15 protein-coding genes are annotated in these 16949 nt (G+C 73.5%); 6 read left to right on the top strand and 9 right to left on the bottom strand.

Features of this window, described 5'->3' with window-relative positions; genetic code table 11:
- Positions 1 to 16: 16 nt before the first annotated feature.
- Complete coding sequence (locus AC0VX6_RS11395; protein ID WP_274977492.1) at positions 17 to 646, bottom strand: class I SAM-dependent methyltransferase; 630 nt, start codon at positions 644 to 646, stop codon at positions 17 to 19.
- 449 nt (positions 647 to 1095) lie between these two features.
- On the opposite strand from AC0VX6_RS11395, the gene AC0VX6_RS11390 reads away from it, so the two are divergent.
- Positions 1096 to 2127: a methyltransferase gene (locus AC0VX6_RS11390; protein WP_274977491.1), complete on the top strand. Its 1032-nt coding sequence runs from the start codon at positions 1096 to 1098 to the stop codon at positions 2125 to 2127.
- A gap of 100 nt (positions 2128 to 2227) precedes the next feature.
- On the opposite strand, the gene AC0VX6_RS11385 is transcribed toward AC0VX6_RS11390, so the two are convergent.
- Complete coding sequence (locus AC0VX6_RS11385; protein WP_274977490.1) at positions 2228 to 3049, bottom strand: TetR/AcrR family transcriptional regulator; 822 nt, start codon at positions 3047 to 3049, stop codon at positions 2228 to 2230.
- 100 nt (positions 3050 to 3149) lie between these two features.
- Here AC0VX6_RS11385 and AC0VX6_RS11380 point away from each other — a divergent pair, with 100 nt between their 5' ends.
- From AC0VX6_RS11380 to AC0VX6_RS11365, 4 genes are all read left to right on the top strand, one after another.
- Complete coding sequence (locus AC0VX6_RS11380; RefSeq protein WP_475468517.1) at positions 3150 to 4142, top strand: ATP-binding cassette domain-containing protein; 993 nt, start codon at positions 3150 to 3152, stop codon at positions 4140 to 4142.
- Positions 4139 to 5011 carry an ABC transporter permease gene (locus tag AC0VX6_RS11375; protein WP_475468515.1) on the top strand — a complete coding sequence of 291 codons (873 nt, stop codon included), beginning with the start codon at positions 4139 to 4141 and terminating at the stop codon, positions 5009 to 5011. The genes AC0VX6_RS11380 and AC0VX6_RS11375 overlap by 4 nt, the downstream gene beginning before the upstream one ends.
- Positions 5012 to 5221: 210 nt before the next feature.
- Positions 5222 to 5944: a DUF2306 domain-containing protein gene (locus tag AC0VX6_RS11370; protein ID WP_475468514.1), complete on the top strand. Its 723-nt coding sequence runs from the start codon at positions 5222 to 5224 to the stop codon at positions 5942 to 5944.
- 406 nt (positions 5945 to 6350) lie between these two features.
- Positions 6351 to 7211 carry a (2Fe-2S)-binding protein gene (locus tag AC0VX6_RS11365; protein WP_274977486.1) on the top strand — a complete coding sequence of 287 codons (861 nt, stop codon included), beginning with the start codon at positions 6351 to 6353 and terminating at the stop codon, positions 7209 to 7211.
- A 33-nt stretch (positions 7212 to 7244) separates the two neighbouring features.
- Here the strand turns inward: AC0VX6_RS11365 and AC0VX6_RS11360 are convergent, their stop codons facing one another.
- The 4 genes from AC0VX6_RS11360 to panD all read right to left on the bottom strand — a co-directional run bounded on the left by AC0VX6_RS11360 (position 7245) and on the right by panD (position 10937).
- Positions 7245 to 8390 carry a DUF4352 domain-containing protein gene (locus AC0VX6_RS11360; protein ID WP_475468513.1) on the bottom strand — a complete coding sequence of 382 codons (1146 nt, stop codon included), beginning with the start codon at positions 8388 to 8390 and terminating at the stop codon, positions 7245 to 7247.
- A gap of 195 nt (positions 8391 to 8585) precedes the next feature.
- Positions 8586 to 9887: an MFS transporter gene (locus AC0VX6_RS11355; RefSeq protein ID WP_475468511.1), complete on the bottom strand. Its 1302-nt coding sequence runs from the start codon at positions 9885 to 9887 to the stop codon at positions 8586 to 8588.
- Between the two features lie 95 nt (positions 9888 to 9982).
- Entirely contained in the window at positions 9983 to 10240 is a 258-nt protein-coding gene (locus tag AC0VX6_RS11350) for a hypothetical protein (RefSeq protein WP_274977483.1), read from the bottom strand.
- A gap of 292 nt (positions 10241 to 10532) precedes the next feature.
- Complete coding sequence (panD, locus tag AC0VX6_RS11345; RefSeq protein ID WP_274977482.1) at positions 10533 to 10937, bottom strand: aspartate 1-decarboxylase; 405 nt, start codon at positions 10935 to 10937, stop codon at positions 10533 to 10535.
- A gap of 360 nt (positions 10938 to 11297) precedes the next feature.
- On the opposite strand from panD, the gene AC0VX6_RS11340 reads away from it, so the two are divergent.
- Positions 11298 to 12359 carry a LacI family DNA-binding transcriptional regulator gene (locus tag AC0VX6_RS11340; protein ID WP_475468509.1) on the top strand — a complete coding sequence of 354 codons (1062 nt, stop codon included), beginning with the start codon at positions 11298 to 11300 and terminating at the stop codon, positions 12357 to 12359.
- Positions 12360 to 12449: 90 nt separating this feature from the next.
- Here AC0VX6_RS11340 and AC0VX6_RS11335 read toward each other — a convergent pair whose 3' ends face one another.
- The 3 genes from AC0VX6_RS11335 to tatA form a co-directional block, all read right to left on the bottom strand.
- Complete coding sequence (locus AC0VX6_RS11335) at positions 12450 to 15302, bottom strand: DEAD/DEAH box helicase (RefSeq protein WP_475468507.1); 2853 nt, start codon at positions 15300 to 15302, stop codon at positions 12450 to 12452.
- A 12-nt stretch (positions 15303 to 15314) separates the two neighbouring features.
- Positions 15315 to 16211: a diacylglycerol/lipid kinase family protein gene (locus tag AC0VX6_RS11330; protein ID WP_475468504.1), complete on the bottom strand. Its 897-nt coding sequence runs from the start codon at positions 16209 to 16211 to the stop codon at positions 15315 to 15317.
- A 323-nt stretch (positions 16212 to 16534) separates the two neighbouring features.
- Positions 16535 to 16834 (bottom strand): Sec-independent protein translocase subunit TatA, encoded by a 300-nt coding sequence (gene tatA / locus AC0VX6_RS11325; protein WP_475468502.1) that lies wholly within the window; start codon positions 16832 to 16834, stop codon positions 16535 to 16537.
- Between the last annotated feature and the right edge of the window lie 115 nt (positions 16835 to 16949).

Raw genomic sequence — 16949 nt, 5'->3', positions numbered from 1 at the left:
GGGCAACCGGCACCGCTCAGGGCCGGCGCGCCAGCACGTGGGCGTCCAGGAAGCCCCGCTCGGAAGCCGGGTCGTGGAGCAGCCGGGCGAACACGACCAGTCCTGCCCCGGTCAGCAGCTCCGCGAACCGGTCTACCGGCCAGCTGTAGGCGGGCGCCACCCTGTGGTCGAAGGGGACCGGCTCCGGTCCCTCGGTCGCGAAGAACGAGGCCAGGAGCAGGCCCCCCGGCGCCAGGACGCGCACCTGCTCGGCGAGCAGCGCGGGCAGCTCCCCGGGCGGGGTGTGGATCATCGAGTAGTGGGCCAGCACGCCGCCGAGCGCGCCGTCCCCGACCGGCAGGGCCTCCATCCGCCCCTGGTCGAACCGCAGCGCCGGACGGGCCCGCCGAGCGTGCTCGACCATGCCCGGGGAGAGGTCGAACCCGCGGGCGTCCAGCCCCAGCTCGCACAGCATGGCCGTCAGGTGCCCGGGCCCGCAGCCGACGTCGGCCGCCCGCGGGTTGCCCGTCGCGCGTACCAGCTCGGCGAAGGTGCCGATCATGTTGCGCGAGAACGGCTGCGTCTCCAGCCGGTCGGCGAACATCGACGCGTACAGCTCCACGACCCCGTCGTAGGCCGCCCCGGTCCGTTCCTGGTGCTCTGTCACGGCACAGCAAGCTAGCACCCGCGGCCGCTTCCCGTACCGTTTCGAGGCTTTTTCGACGGGTACGGGTGGCTTCACGCTCGCGACGCGTGACAGTGGCGGGCCGCCAGGCCGACAGAACCGAGGGAGAGCACGCACGAGCATGGCACCAGAACGGATCTGCGCCCCGGACGCTCACCGACCCCTGACCCGGGCCCTCTCCCACCGCGGGTCGCCGCGCGGACCGGGCACCCCCTGAGACGGACGCCTCCTCCCGTGTCCGACCGGTGACGGGGGCGTTCGCCCCGGAGACGGCCCGCGTCCGTCGAACTCGGATCCGCGAACCGTTCGGTCCATCCCCGTGCGCGGGACCGATCCGACCGTTTCCGCGCTAGCGGAACGCGAGACACCGTGACCCTGCGCGACAACTCAACTCCGAAGCGAAGCCGAGACAGAGAGTCGAAGGTAGAGAAGTGAACTCCCCACAGACGGCGCTCAGCACCGAGTACCAGACCATGATGTCCTACACCCAGGGCATGTGGACGAGCCAGATCGTGCGCACCGTGGCGGCGCTCTCGATCCCCGAACACCTGGAGGAAGGGCCCAGGAGCGCACGGGAGATCGCCGACGCCGCCTCCACCGACCCGGAGGCGATGTTCCGACTTCTGCGCGTGTGCGTGGCCCTGGGCCTGGTGTCCTTCGACCCGGCCACGGAACGGTTCTCCGGGACGGACCTGCTCGCCACGCTGCGGCGCGGCGCCCCCGGCACCCTGGCCAACTGGTCCATGGTCCAGACCATGCCCGGGCACTGGAGGAGCTGGGCGAAGGCCACCGACGCGGTCCGCTCCGGGAGCACCCGCTCCGCCCAGGCCCTGGGGTCCCCGCTCTTCGACTACCTGGCGGACAACCCCGGGGAGGGCGCGCTGTTCTCGGACGCGATGACCGACCTCACCGGCCCCGTCGCCCCCGAGGCCGCCGCGGTGATCGACACCTCCGGAGCTCCGACCATCGTCGACGTCGGCGGTGCCAACGGGACCTTCGTCCACGAGTTCCTCAGACGCGACCCCGAGGCCCGGGGGGTCGTCCTCGACCTGCCGGGCACGTCCGCGGGAGCGCGCGCCGAGGCCGAGGGCGCCGGTCTGCTCGACCGGCTCACCGTGGTCGGCGGCGACTTCTTCGACACCGTTCCGCCGGGTGACCTGTACCTGCTCAAGTTCGTCCTGCACGACTGGCAGGACGACGACTGCGTGCGGATCCTGGAGAACTGCCGCAGGGCCATGGCGCCCGGGGGGCGGGTGTGCATCGTGGAGATGGTCGTGGGACCCGTCGAGGACCCCGGCCTGGACGCCGCTCTCATGGACATGAACATGCTCGTCATCACCGAGGGCAAGGAACGTGACATGGCCGAGTTCGACGCCCTGTTGACCAGGGCGGGGCTGCGGAGAGCGAAGCGGACGGCGATCTCGCGGCCCTACTCGGTGATCGAAGCCGTGGCCGCGGACTAGCGGCCGACTCCGTTCGTCCTGTCGGCGGCCGCACCGCGTCGCGGTCGCCGCGCGGGCGGTGCCGGAGCGGCCGCGAGAGCCGCTCCGGCAGCCGTACCCGCTACTCCCCCGCGCCCGCGGGGCCCTCCCGTTCCTCCTCGGCGCGCTGGCGCTCCACGTGGACCTCGATGCCGTCCAGGATCCGCCGGACGGAGAAGTCCAGGTCCTCCGCGGGCCCGCCCGCGCCCTCCTGCGGGGTGTCGGGGGTCTCCTCCAGGACCCCCTCCCGGAGCAGCCGGTCGATGGTGGGGAACCTTTCCGGGGTGACGACACGGCGCAGGCCCCTGCTGTAGTCGCGGCCGGTGTCGGCCATCGTGCCGCCCGCCGCCCTGGCCGCGCGGCTGATCTCCAGCTCGATGCGGATCGTCTCGCGCTGGACGGCGGAGAGCATCGTCAGTATCTGGAGCGACCAGCCGATGTCCAGGCCGGACCGGGAGATCTCGCGCAGCCCCGCCTCCATCCAGCGCAGTCCGTTGGGCCCGCTGGGCGGCCCGTTCAGGGTGAGGTAGACCGTCCACGGGTGGCGGCGGTACACGGCCATCGCCGCGCGGACCCACTCCTCCACGCCGGTCCGCCAGTCCCCGTCCTCGCGCGGCGGGGGCGGATCGCCGTCCATGGCCGCGTCGCTCATGAGGACGAGCATGTCCTCCTTGCTGTCCACGTACCGGTACAGCGACATCGTGGTGTAGCCCAGCTCCTTGGCCACCCGCTGCATGGACACGGCCTCCAGGCCCTCGGCGTCGGCGAGGGCGACCGCCGCGGCCACCACAGCCTCCCGGCTGAGCCTGGGCTTGGGCCCCCTCCGCGGTTCGGGTTGGCGCAGCCCCCACAAGAGCTCGACATCCCGCTCCATCCGGCTCGTCCCCTGGTGCTCGGCCGTCATACCCCACCCGTCGTCGGCTGCGTCGTTGACACCATCCTAGATCCGTGTATTACTCACACCAATAAATGTACGTCATAAACAGTTTAGGGAGCACACTGCCATGTCCCACACGACCCCGGCCATCAGCGTCGAGGGGTTGCACAAGAGCTACGGCGCCACCCGCGCCCTGGACGGCCTCGACCTGACCGTCGAGGCCGGAACCGTCTTCGGCCTGCTCGGCCCCAACGGCGCGGGCAAGACCACCGCCGTGCGCGTCCTGGCCACCCTGCTGCGCCCCGACTCCGGTCACGCCCGCGTCGCCGGGTACGCCGTGCTCACCCAGGCCGACCGCGTGCGCGCCGAGATCGGCCTGACCGGCCAGTACGCCTCGGTCGACGAACTCCTCACCGGACGCGAGAACCTCGTCATGTTCGGCCGCCTGTACGGCCTCACCCCCCGGGGCGCCGACGAACGCGCCCGTGCCCTGCTGGAGCGCTTCGACCTCGTCGAGGCCGCCGACCGGCGCGCGGACGGCTACTCCGGCGGGATGCGCCGCCGCCTGGACCTGGCCGTCAGCCTCATCCAGGAGCCCGGCATCCTGTTCCTGGACGAGCCCACCACCGGGCTGGACCCCCGCAGCCGCCTCCAGGTCTGGGAGTCGGTGCGCGCCCTGACCGCCTCCGGGACGACCGTGCTGCTCACCACCCAGTACCTGGAGGAGGCCGACCAGCTCGCCGACGCCGTCGCCGTCATCGACCACGGCCGCGTCATCGCCGAGGGCACCCCCGACTCCCTCAAGACGCAGGTGGGCGGCGACCGCCTGGACGTGGTCGTGCGCGACCCCGCCGACCTGGACGCCGCCGCGCGGCTCCTGGGCGCGGCGGTGTCCGCCCGGGCCAGCGTGCACCGCGACGAGCAGCGCGTCAGCGTTCCGGCCGAGGACCGCATGGAGGCGCTGACCCGGGCCGTACGCGCCCTGGACGGCTCCGGCCTGCGGGTGGAGGACGTCGGCGTCCGCCGCCCGAGCCTGGACGAGGTCTTCCTCGGCCTGACCGGAACGACCGCCAGCGGCGGCGAAGGCGCCCGCCGCACCCCTCAGGAGGTGTCCCGATGACCGCCGCCACCGCTCCCTCGGCCGCTCCGCGCCCGCTGACCCACGGAAGCCTGCCGCCCCGCCAGCTCACCCGGGCCCAGCGCCTGCGCAAGGCCGGGGCCGACACCCTCGTGCTGACCCGCCGCAACTTCCGGCACATGGTCCGCGACCCCTTCGAACCGGCCATCGCGATCACCATGCCGGTGGTGATGGTGCTCCTGTTCGGCTACGTGTTCGGCGACGTGATGGCGCCCCCGGGCACGGAGAACTACCGCGAGTTCCTGGTCCCGGCGATGCTGGCGATGGTCATGCTCTACGGCATCGGCGGCACCGCCTCCGGGATCGCCCGCGACACCGCCCGCGACGTGATGAGCCGCTTCCGGTCCATGCCCATGTCCCCCGCGGCCCTGCTCGGCGCCCGCGCCCTGGCGGACATGGCGCGCGCCTGCCTGGAGGTGGCCCTGCTGTTCCTGGTCGGGTTCGCGATGGGCTGGCGCGCCGAGCAGGGGGTCTCCGGAGCCCTGGCCGCCGTCGGCGTGCTGCTGCTCTTCCGGCTGGCCCTGGTGTGGCTCGGGGTGCTGCTGGGTCTGGTGCTGCCCACGGCCGACTCCGTGAGCATGATCGTCTACCCGCTGACGTTCCCGCTCAGCATGCTCTCGACGAGCTTCATCCCGTCCGAGGCCATGCCCTCGTGGCTGGCCCCGGTCGCCGAGTGGAACCCGCTGTCGGCGGTGGTCACCGCCACCCGCGACCTGTTCGGCAACCCGTCCCTGCCCTCGGACTCCTGGCCCGCGGAGAACGCCCTGCTCGTGGCCCTGGCCCTGCCGGTGGCCGTCATGCTCCTGGTCACCCCGCTGGCCGTGCGCCGCTTCCGGCGGCTCAGCAGGTAACCCGGCAAACCGACGAAGCCCGGCGGTCCGGCGCCCCGGCCCCCGGGCGGCTCCCACGGAGGCGGAGCCGTCCGGGGGTCCACACGGCCCCGCCCCGCCGCGGCGCCGGGCGGCCGGAGTCCGGCCACCCGCCTCCCCCTCCCCCGCGAGCCCGGCCCCGCACCGCGGTCCCCCGCCCGTATCCCCGTCTCCTGCAGAGGAACGACCGACATGACCGCGACCGCCGCCGCCCCTCCGGAGCGGCCCGCCCAGCGCCCCGGCCCCCGCTGGTGGCAGCGCCCCTGGATCCTGCCCCTGGCCCTGTTCAGCGCGACCTTCCTGGTCTACGCCCTCCCGCCCTACCTCGGCCTGGACCCCGCCCAGGCGCGCGTGGACGTCCCCGAGGACGTCGCCTGGTACTACCCGCTGCTGGTCACCCACATCTTCGGCGGCTCCCTGCTGACGCTGCTGGTGATCCTCCAGGTGTGGCCGTGGCTGCGCGTCCGCCACCCGGCCGTCCACCGCTGGAGCGGCCGCGTCTACGTCCTGGCCGGGATCCCGCTCGTGGGCGTCCCCGGCCTGCTCATCGCCCCGCTGAGCGGCTTCGGTGCCAGCGTCCGGATCAGCAACGTCATCTGGGCCCTCCTGTGGCTGTCCTTCACCGTCATCGGGTACCGGATGGCGCGTCGGCACCGCTTCACCGCGCACCGCGAGTGGATGCTGCGCAGCTTCGCCCTCGTCTACGGCATCGCGTTCAGCCGGGTGCTCACCGTCGTGCTCGTCATGGCGAACACGCCCCGGCTGGAGAGCGAGTACGGCGGCGACACCGCGGCACTGGGGCTGGCCATCGCCCCGGCCAACGCCTTCCTGTCCTGGATCGTGCCGCTGCTGCTGGTGGAGTGGTGGCTCAAGTACCGCCTCCCGCCCGGGCGGCGTCCGCGCGCCGCGGCCTGAACCCCGCACAGGGCCCTTCCCGCGGTACGTCCGCGGGAAGGGCCCCTTCCGTGTGCCAGCGGCGTGCGCGGTCCCGGGCGCCCGCGTTCGGCACCGCCCGCATGGGACTGGAGGGACGCGTGAGTCTGCCTCTGTCACCTCTTCCTTCACCCACGTCACACCGCACATGCAACCGAAACGGCACTGGTGACCTACGCCACCCCCGGTACGCACCAGGAGAAAACCGCCCGGACCTGCATCTTCTACCCGCGTTTCGGTTAGGGGATAATCCGATGATCATTGCGGGACACATGTTCGTTAGGGTAGCCTCACTTAAGAGGCGCAGATGTACTCGTCCCCCGAAGGTCACTGCACTCACACGACCCCCGGACATGACGACATCGTGCGACGAAGGGCAGGTTCAGCGGTGACACCAGACCCGCTCGACGCGTTCCGCGACGCCTGTGCGCCGCTGAAGTTCGCGCCCCTGCCCGACCTGCTCTCCTTCGAGGAGCTCTCCGCCGTTCCCCGCGGCCGCGTGCGGTGGCACCAGGCGGGCGCCATGGCCGCGGACGGCTGGCTGCCGGTCCTGTACGACCGCCTCCGCAGCGAGCACGGCCCCGGCCACCGCCTCCCCGCCGCCACGAACTTCCTGCGGGTGACCCTGCGCGAGCCCATCTTCCTGGTCTCGGCATCGCTGTACCTGACCGGGCGTGCCCCGCTGCTGAGCCCGGACACCCTCTACCTGCCCTGGGACTCGGGGCTGGCGCGTTTCGGCACGCCCGCCTCGGTCGGCACCCGCACCGCGGTCCTGCCGGACGACCCCGCCGTCGGCCACCCCGGCACCGTGGTCGCCGAGGACGAGGACGCCCAGCTGCGGATGGCCGGCGAGGCCCTGTTCGCCACGTTCGAGCCGATCATCGACGCCCTGCACGGGCACACGCGCTCGGGCAAGCGCACCCTGTGGGGCTGGGTCCTCGACACCCTGCACTTCTACATGCTCAACCCGGCCCGCTACCTGGGCCGCGACCCCGAACAGGCCTGGGATCTGGCCACCCGCCTGGGCGACGCGGTGGTCGCGGCGGGCGCGGTGACCCGCAGGCGCCCGCGCCTGTTCCCCTTCGCGCCCGACCACCCCCGCGGGACCTGGGCGGTGCGGGGCACCTGCTGCTTCGACTACAAGGGCGACCCGGAGCACGGGTACTGCACCACGTGCCCGCTCAAGTGCGACGGCGAGCGCCAGCAGGACCTGTCTGAGTGGCTGCGCGACCCGGCGCTGGCACCCTGAGCCCTACCGCGGGCTCTTCCGCGGCGCCGCCGGTCAGCTGACCGGCACCTCCACCGGTTCGCCGAAGAAGGGCGAGAAGACCACCGTCTCGGGCTCCACCTCGCCCTCGACCGTGATGACCCCCGAGACGCTCTGCCCGGGGGCGAGCGTGCGCGCGCCGATCTCGTCGGCGTCCATGCCGACGGCCTCGGAGGTGCTGTGCCGGTCGCCCCGGGCGTCCACGACCCGGAAGTAGAGCGGGTTGACCTCGACGTCCTCCTGGCCGGTGTTCGTCACCGACACGTCCACGCTGGTGTAGTCCCCCTCGGTGTAGAGCGGCCCGGGGTCGAAGTCGGCGGGTGAGGCGGTGAGCTCGACCCGGGGCCCGGCCGCCTCGCCGCCCTCCTGCCGGGACTCGGTCTCCTGCGCCGGGGGCTGCCGGTGGGCCGCCGCGAACAGGACGACGGTCGTGCACCCGGCGATGACGAACATCAGCAGCAGCAGGACGCCGCAGCCGATCCCGAGGATCCTGCCCCACGGGGTGGGTCTGGTCTCCGGCGGCCCGTAGCCGCCCTGGGGCGGGTAGCCCTGACCCGCGCCGGACCCCGGTCCGTAGCCGTAGGCCTGTCCGTAGCCACCGGTCTGCCCGTAACCACCGGTCTGCCCCGGCGCGTACCCCGGCCCCTGGCCCGAGGGGTAGCCGCCCGCCGCGGCGTAGCCCGGCCCCTGGCCGGAGCTGAAGTCGCCCGGGGGCCCGCCGGGGGGCTGCCCGCCCGCGCCGGTCGCGGGCCCGTCCGACTCCCCGTATCCGGGGGCGTAGCCCGCGTGTTCGTATCCGGCCTGGCCGGGACCGTTGGGCCCCTCGGAGAGTTCACCGGTCACCGGTTCGGGCGGCGCCCCCGTCGGGTGTCCGCCCGGGGGGACGTCCGCGGGGGCGCCTCCCCCGGCCGGGGGCTCCCCGTAGGCGTGGGCACCCGTGGAGGGAGGGCTCTCGTGACGGCCGTGCGGCGGTTGGCCCTCACCGGGCGGCGTCTCCCAGTGGGGGAAGCGGTGCGGCGGCTCCCCCGGCGGCTGCGGCCCGCCCTCGATCGGGTCACCGGCGTCGCCGGGACGCCACTCCTCCGGCGGACGGTGGTTCACCGGGTCCGGGTGCTGCCCCGACTGCTCCGGCGGCACACCCTCGGACTCCCGATCGGACACTGAGAACACCCCTCATGTCAGCGCGGTCCGCCCACCGGCTCGCCGCCGCCGGGCGCCTCACGCCTGCACGGTAACCGCGGGGGCGGGCCCGCGCGCGGAGGTGACGGGGCGTTTTCGGTAATGCCCGGGCAAAGGGCGCACGACGGGGCCGCGGGGTGCGGTCCGCCCATTCCGCGGCGGCGGGCGGACCGGCGGTCAGCCCGCTTCCCCGGCCCGCTCCCGCCGGTCCGTCCGGGCCAGCCGGGCGCGCACGGCGAGCACGAACACCGGCACGGTGAACACGGCAGCGAACAGGTTGAGGCCGCCGAAGCCCGCCTGGGCCAGCACCACACCCGACAGGGCGCCCGCCGCCGCGCCGCCCAGGTTCATCACCAGGTCGCTCACGCCCTGCACGCGGGGGCGCACGTCCGCGGCCAGGGACTCCGCCAGCAGCGCCGTCCCGGACACCAGCCCGAACGACCACCCCAGCCCCAGCAGCACCAGCCCGACCGTCACCCTGGCCTCGTCGTGCCCGGCCGTGCCCGCCACCACAGCGGCGGCGACCAGGATGCCCTGGCCCGCCAGCAGCACGGGCACCCGCCCGAACCGGTCGGTGAGCCACCCCACCACCGGGGACAGGGCGTACATACCGGCGATGTGCAGGGAGATGGTCAGGCCGATCACGGTCAGCGCCGCGCCGTGGTGGGACATGTGCACCGGGGTCATGGTCATGACCGCGACCATCACCGTGTGGCTGGCCACGATGCCCACGACCGCGAGGAGCGCCCCGGGGCTGGCCGCGACCACCCGCAGCGCCCCGGCCACCGACAGCCGGTCGCCGGAGGGGGCCGCGCCGCCGGAGGGGCGGCCGACCATGGCCGCGCGCAGCGGGTCCGGGCGCAGCAGGGCCAGGATCAGCAGCCCGCCCAGGACGAACCCGGTGGTGGTGAACAGCACCGGGCCCAGCAGGTCGGGCAGGCCGAACAGGTCGGCCACGCGCGCGCCGGGGCCGGTGAGGTTGGGGCCCGCCACCGAGCCGACGGTGGTCGCCCAGACCACGATCGACAGGTCCCGGCCGCGGCTGCGCTCGGAGGCCAGGTCGGCGGCGGCGTGACGCGCCTGGAGGTTGGTGGCGGTCCCGGCGCCGACCAGGACCATGCCAGCGAGGAACAGCGCGAACGCCTCCAGCACCGTGGCGGCGATGACGACGGTGCCGCCGAGCGCGCCGAGCATCCAGCCCAGCGCGAGGCCGGGTCGGCGGCCGCGCCGGGCGGCCAGAGAGGCCAGGGGCAGGGCGAACACGGCGGCGCCCAGGGTGATCATGGTGGTGGCCATGCCGGACCAGGTATCGGAGCCGGTGAGTTCGAGGGCGATGAGCGCGCCCACCGCGATCATCGCGCCCATGCCCACGCCCCCGACGATCTGGGCGAGCATGAGGACCAGGACGGTGCGCCGCTGGAGCCGGGCCCGTTCCGGCTCGGTGAGGGGGCTCCCTGGCTGAGCGGTGTGTGTCGACACGCGTGCGTCCTCTGTTTGGTCCTACCAACGGAGGAATCCTAGTCAGAAGCGTGTTATGTCTGCCATGTCGCAATACACACCCTTCCGGACACCGCTCAGTGGCGTCCGTAGCGCCACCGCAGGAAGTCGTGCTCGCGCTCGACGTAGCGCATCTCCGAGTACAGGGTGTGCGGGTCGCGCGCGCTGATGACGACGCCGCCCGCGGGGATCACGGGCCAGCACGCGAAAGCCCAGAAACAGCGGGTGTAGGGACCCCACAGGACCACCCACGCACCCTGCTTCTGCCACTCGATGTGTTCGGCGATCCGGCGCTGTTCCTGCTCCCGAGTCCTGTCCATGCCGATGGTGGACATACCCGGCACGGGCGAGGGTGATCAGGCCGGAACCGGCCACGGCACCAGTGACCTGTGACCCTTGCAGAACACGGGATTCGGTCTCCCGGTTCGCAGGTTTCGGCCGCACGGAAGCGGGTCGGGAAGCCGCGCGGACGCCGCACCCTCACCCCGGAGGGATGTCCCGCCTGCGAGGAAGCCGACCCCCGTACGGCGACGGTGCCCGCACCGACGCGGAGACGTCGGCGCGGGCACCGTGGGGAGTCCGGCGGGCGGGGCCGGGTCCGGCGCTCCGGTTCCTGGGGGGCCGGGTTCAGCGCCCGGAGACCAGTGTGCTGCCCGGCACCGGCTCGGCCGGGTCGTCGCCCAGGGAGATGATCGTGTTGTCGCGGTCCACGTGCACGATGTGCGGGACGTGCTCGGCCCGCTCGGCCTCGGTGAGCTGAGCGTAGGAGATGATGATGACCAGGTCGCCGGGGCTGACCAGCCGGGCGGCGGCGCCGTTGATGCCGATGACGCCGGTACCGCGTTCACCGGTGATCGCGTAGGTGACCAGCCGGGCGCCGTTGTCGATGTCGACGATGTGGACCTGCTCGCCGTCGACGATGTCGGCGGCGTCCATCAGGTCGGCGTCGATCGTGACCGACCCGACGTAGTGCAGGTCGGCCTGCGTGACCGTGGCGCGGTGGATCTTGCCGTTGATGAGGGTGCGCAGCACTGCTCAAGCCTCGTTTCAGGTGTCTTGCGAACTACAGGCCCAAGGGTCCCGTGTCTCTCCATGATGACCCCCTCCGGGTGCCGCTCCGGCCACCGGGGTCCGCCATCGCGTCCAACAGCACCCGCGGCCGGGGTGTTCCGCGTGTGGCGTGCGCCACCCGGGCGCTCTCCCACGTCCGAGTGCCCCCCGGCGCCCTTCGCCGACAGAGGCGTCTGCGGCGTTCGCGCTCACCCGCCGGGGTCACTGGGGCACAATGGGACCGCGCGTGCCCGGACCTCCCTGAGCCCCCGGGCGTTCGCCGCGCGCCGCGCCCCGCCCCGTGCCGGGAACGCCGCGGCCGGTGTCGGGACGAGGGGGTTGGTGGCGGTGGACCACGACGGCGGTCGGACCACGGCGGACCCGGTGCGCCGGGCCACCATGCGCGACGTCGCGGCCCTGTCCGGGGTGAGCCTCAAGACGGTCTCGCGCGTGGTCAACGACGTCTCCACCGTCTCCGAGGAGCTGCGCGACCGTGTCATGCGGGCCGTCGCGCAGCTGGACTTCCGGCCGAACCTGGCCGCCTCCAGCCTGCGCCGCACCGACGGCGCCACCCGCCAGATCGCCCTGCTGCTGGAGAACGTGGCCAACCCATTCTCCGCCACGCTGAGCCGGGCGGTGGAGAACGTGGCCCGCGAGCACGGCACCCTCGTCCTCTCCGGGAGCCTGGACGAGGACCCCCGGCGCGAGCTGGAACTGGTGCGGGCGGCCACCCTGCACCGGGTGGACGGCATCCTGCTGGTCCCGGCCGCGCCCGACCACGGCTACCTGCACCGCGAGATCCGCACCGGCACCCCGGTGGTGTTCGCTGACCGACCGCCGCGCGGCCTGGACGCCGACGCGGTCATGGCCGCCAACGCCGAGGGGGCCCGCGAGGCGGTGCTGCACCTGGCCGATCACGGGCACACCGAGATCGCCTTCCTGGGCCACGAGCGCGGCGTCAGCACGGCGGGCGAGCGCCTGACCGGCTACCGGGCCGCCCTGGCCGAGCGGGGACTGCCCGAGCGCCCCGGGCGCGTGGTGTGCGACCTGGACGGCTCCGCCGCGGCGGCGCGGGCGGCCCGTGCGCTGCTGGACTCCGCGCACCCGCCCACGGCGCTGTTCACCGCCCAGAACCTGCTGACCATCGGCGCCATCCAGACCCTCCAGGAACGCGGCCTGCACGAGCGCGTCGCGGTGGTGGGCTTCGACGACTTCCCCATGGCCGACCTGCTCACGCCCCGGGTGACCGTGATCGCCCAGGACGTGATGCGGATCGGCGCCCTGGCGGTGCGGCGGCTCTTCGCGCGCATCGCGGGCGACGACGGCCCGCCCCGCGAGGAGAGGGTGCCCACCGCGCTCGTCGTGCGCGGGTCCGGGGAGATCCCCCCGCCGGACCCGCGTTGACGGCCCTCCCGGGCCCGCCCCTCACGTCGCGGCCGTACAGCCGCCCGCCACCTGCCGCCTGACCCACCGGCGACGGTCCCGACCGGTGCGCTAGGTGAGCGAGGAGTAGGCCACCACTCCGCGCCGCACCAGGTCACCGGCCTTGCGCGCGGTGGTGCGCACCTCGGCGTCGCCGCTGGCCCCGGCGATCTGGCCGAGCATGTCCACCAGCATCTTGGCGGTGCGCACGAAGTCGCCGGCGGTCATGTCGGCCTGGCGCAGGATGGCGTCCAGCCGGTCGCCGCCCGCCCACCGGTGCGCCGTCCACACGAAGCCCAGGTCGGGCTGGCGCAGGAACGACACCCGGTGCCGGGACTCGACCTCCGACAGATCGCCCCACAGGCGCACCATCTCCGCGAGCGTCTCGTCCACCCGCCCGCCGGGCAGGCGCGGATAGGCGTCGTCGCCGCGGCGCGCCTCGTAGACCAGCGAGGCGGCGCAGGCGGCCAGTTCGACCGGGGTCAGCCCCTTCCACAGGCCGCGGCGCAGGCACTCGGCCACGAGCAGGTCCAGTTCGGAGTAGACCTTGGCCAGCCGCGACCCGTCGTCGGAGACGCTGTCGCCCTCCAGGTACCCCAGGTCGTCCAGCACCCCGCACACGCGGTCGAAGGTGCGGGAGATGACGTGCGAGCGCCCCTCCACCCGGCGGCGCAGGCCGTCGGTCTCCCGGCGCAGGCGGAAGTAGCGTTCGGCCCAGCGGGCGTGGTCCTCGCGGTCGGCGCACCCGTGGCAGGGGTGCTGGCGCATCTCCCCGCGCAGGCGCAGCACCTCGGAGTCCTCCCCCGCCTCACGCGAGCCGCGTTCGTAGACGGGGTCGGTGCCGCGCTCCTTGAGCTTGTTACGCAGCGTGGAGGCCAGGTCCTGGCGCGAGCGCGGCGACTTGGCCGAGAACGACTTGGGCACGCGGATGCGCCCGGAGGGGTGCACCGGCACGGTGAAGTCGCTGGCGTTGACCCGCTTGACCTGCTTGTCCACGGTGAGCACCAGGGGCGCGGGCAGGTCGTGGCGCAACCCCGGGTCCAGCACGACCGCGTGCCCGGAGTAGCGGCCCGAGGGGATGCGGATGATGTCGCCGGTGCGCAGCTTCTCCAGGCTCTCCAGGGCCTCGTCGCGGCGCCGGGCCGAGCGGTTCTTGGAGAGCATGGACTCGCGGTCGCTCAGGGCTCTGCGCAGCGCGGCGTACTCCATGAAGTCGCCCAGGTGGCACTCGGCCGCCTGGGCGTAGCCCTCCAGGGCCTCCTCGCTCTTGCGCAGCTGTTTGACCAGGCCCACGACGGCGCGGTCGGCCTGGAACTGGGCGAAGGACGCCTCCAGCATGTTGCGGCTGCGCTGGCGGCCGACCTGGCCGACCAGGTTCACCGCCATGTTGTAGGAGGGCTGGAAGCTGGAGTTGAGGGGGTAGGTGCGGGTGCCCGCGAGGCTGGCCACCGACTCGGGGTCGGTACCGGCCTGCCACACGACCACCGCGTGGCCCTCCACGTCGATGCCGCGCCGCCCGGCGCGTCCGGTGAGCTGCGTGTACTCGCCGGGGGTGAGCTGGGCGTGGGTCTCGCCGTTCCACTTGTCGAGTTTTTCGATGACCACCGTGCGCGCGGGCATGTTGATGCCCAGGGCCAGGGTCTCGGTGGCGAACACCGCGCGGATGAGGCCGCGCGAGAACAGGTGCTCGACGATCTCCTTGAAGGCGGGCAGCATCCCGGCGTGGTGGGAGGAGATGCCCGCCTCCAGGGCGCGCAGCCACTGCTCGAAGCCGAGCACGGCCAGGTCGGCGGGCGGGATGTCGGCGCACCGCGTCTCGGCGTACTCGCGGATCTCGTCGGCCTCCTCCGGGGTGGTGAGCACCAGCCCGGCCGCCAGGCACTGGCGGACGGCGTCGTCGCACCCCGCCCGGCTGAAGATGAAGGTGATCGCGGGCAGCAGGCCGTCGTCGTCCAGCTCCTCGATGATGGTGGGCCGCGAGGGCGGCGCGAACCGCGAGCGCGGGCGCACGTTGCCGCGGGCCCGCGACTGCGGGTGGCGGCGCCGGTTGGCCAGCTGGGTGACGCGCGAGTCCTCCTCGGCGAACCGGGTCAACCGGGGGTTGATCCGCAGCTTCTGCCCGCCGACCTCGATCTCGCGGGGCTGCCAGCCCTGGCGGCGGCGCTCGCGCCTGCGCTTCTTGGCGCGCCCGGTGGAGCCCTCCCGCCCCTCCCCGTCCTCGGACCCGGGGTCGGCGTCCTCCTCCATGTCCACGAACAGGTCGTGGACCCGGTTGCCGACCATCACGTGCTGCCACAGCGGCACGGGCCGCTTCTCGTCCACGATGACGGTGGTGTCGCCGCGCACCTGCTGGAGCCACTCGCCGAACTCCTCGGCGTTGCTGACGGTGGCCGAGAGGGCGACCATGCGCACCGACTCGGGCAGGTGGATGATCACCTCCTCCCAGACCGCGCCGCGGAAGCGGTCGGCGAGGTAGTGCACCTCGTCCATCACCACGTAGGCCAGTCCGCCGAGGGTGGCCGAGCCCTCGTAGAGCATGTTGCGCAGCACCTCGGTGGTCATGACCACCACGGGCGCCTCGCCGTTGACGCTGTTGTCACCGGTCAGCAGGCCGACCTGGTCGGCGCCGCAGCGCTTGACGAGGTCGTTGTACTTCTGGTTGGACAGCGCCTTGATGGGCGTGGTGTAGAAGCACTTGGTGCCCTCGCCCAGAGCCAGGTGCACGGCGAACTCGCCCACCACGGTCTTGCCGGAACCGGTCGGCGCGGCCACCAGCACCCCGTGGCCGTTCTCCAGCGCCTTGCAGGCCCGGATCTGGAAGGGGTCGAACTCGAACCCGTAGAGGCCCTGGAAGGCCTCGATGGCGGCGCTGGAGGACCCCTGGCGCCGACGGAAGGCGGCGTACCGCTCAGCGTGACTACTCATATGGCCTCCAGCCTATGAGGTCAGCTCCAACATCTCGACCGCTTTGGGCGCCACCTCGCAGACCAGGGGCGCCTCCCCGATGCGCTCGCCGTCGGCGTAGGCGACGCCGGTCGCGCCGCGGATGGTGACGGTGCGACCGCGTTCGACCACCACCTCGTCGAGGCCGGTGTGGCTGCCGTTGAAGACGCGGGGGAACACGCTCAGGAAGCGGCCGATCGGCGCCTGGCGGACGAAGACCACGTCGAGGAGGCCGTCGTCGGGGACGGCGTCGGGGCACACGTGCATGCCGCCGCCGTAGGCGCTGGTGTTGCCGACCGCGACGAGCATCCCCGGCTCGGCGATGCGGCGCCCGTCCACCTCGATGTCGTAGTCGATGGGCTGAAAGGAGCGCAGCTCGGCCAGGATTCCGGCCACGTACCCGATACGGCCGATCCGGTGGCGGAACCCGTTGACGCGCTCGTTGACCCGGGCGTCGAAGCCGCAGGCCAGGACGCTGAGGAAGTAGCGCTGCGTGCCGTCGGCCAGGGTCAGGCGTACGGCGTCGGCGGGGCGGGTGCGCCCTCGCAGGACCGCCTCGGCCACGTCCCCGGCCGACCCTCTCGGGCGGCCGAAGGCGCGGGCGATGTCGTTGCCGGTCCCGGTGGGGACCACGGCCAGGGGGACCCCGGTGCCCACCACAGCCTGGAGGGCCTGGTGGACGAGGCCGTCGCCGCCCACGGCCACGAGCGCGTCGGGCCGGTCGGAGGCGGCCAGGCGGGCCATGCGGCGGCTGTCGGCGGCCGAGCGGCCGGTGTACACGTGCACGCGGGCCCCCGCCTCGCGCAGCGCCTCCTTGAGGCGGACCGCGACGACGGCCGCGCGGCGCCGCCCGGAGTCGGGATTGACCAGGAGGGCGATGTGTGGGGGCATGGGAGTCCTAGCGGGAACGGGGGCGCGGGGCGCGCCGGGGCGCCCCGTGCCCGGTGCGCTCGTCTCCCGTCGGCCACGGGGCGGGAACGGCGCGCGGCGGTGTGGCTGCGGGCTTCCCGGCCCGGACCGCGGGCCCGGCCGGGGTACCCGCTGGGTCACACTACCCACACCGGCCCCGCCGCCGCACCAGTCGGCCACCAGGTTTCTGGCGGCCCCGCGCGGGCCCCGCCGTGCCGGCCGAGGACCCCGGATTTCGGTCGTACCGGATCGCGCGCCCGTGCAACCGCCGAGCCGGGGACCGGGCCCCGGCCCGCGAGGCGGCCTCAGCTCCCGGCGGTGTGGGGATGCGCGGTGCCGTACTCCTCGGGGGTCATGATCCTGCCCTCCAGCGTCGGCTGCGCGGCCGACTGCTGAGACTGGGGCTGGGGCTGGGGCTGCGCGGCTGGCCGCTGCGGCTCGGCGGGCCGCGCGCCGTCGGCGTCGTCGTGCATGCCCTTGGTCTCGGCCTTGAGGATGCGGGCACTGCGGCCCAGGGAGCGCGCCAGGTCCGGGAGCTTCTTGGCTCCGAACAACAGTAGCGCGATGACCAGGAGGATCAGGATCTCACGTGCCCCGAAACCCATCGTTCTCACTTCCTTCTTCCGCGGCGTGCCCCGTGGCACGGCCTCCTCGGCTCGGGTGCCCGGTCCCCCGGGTCCACGGCCGCTCGAATCAACGATGAACCACGCGTGCGGCGCT

This window comes from Nocardiopsis sp. iso_25 (assembly GCF_056173305.1).
Note: the sequence above shows the minus strand (reverse complement) of the source record. Positions and strands in the feature narration are given on the sequence as shown.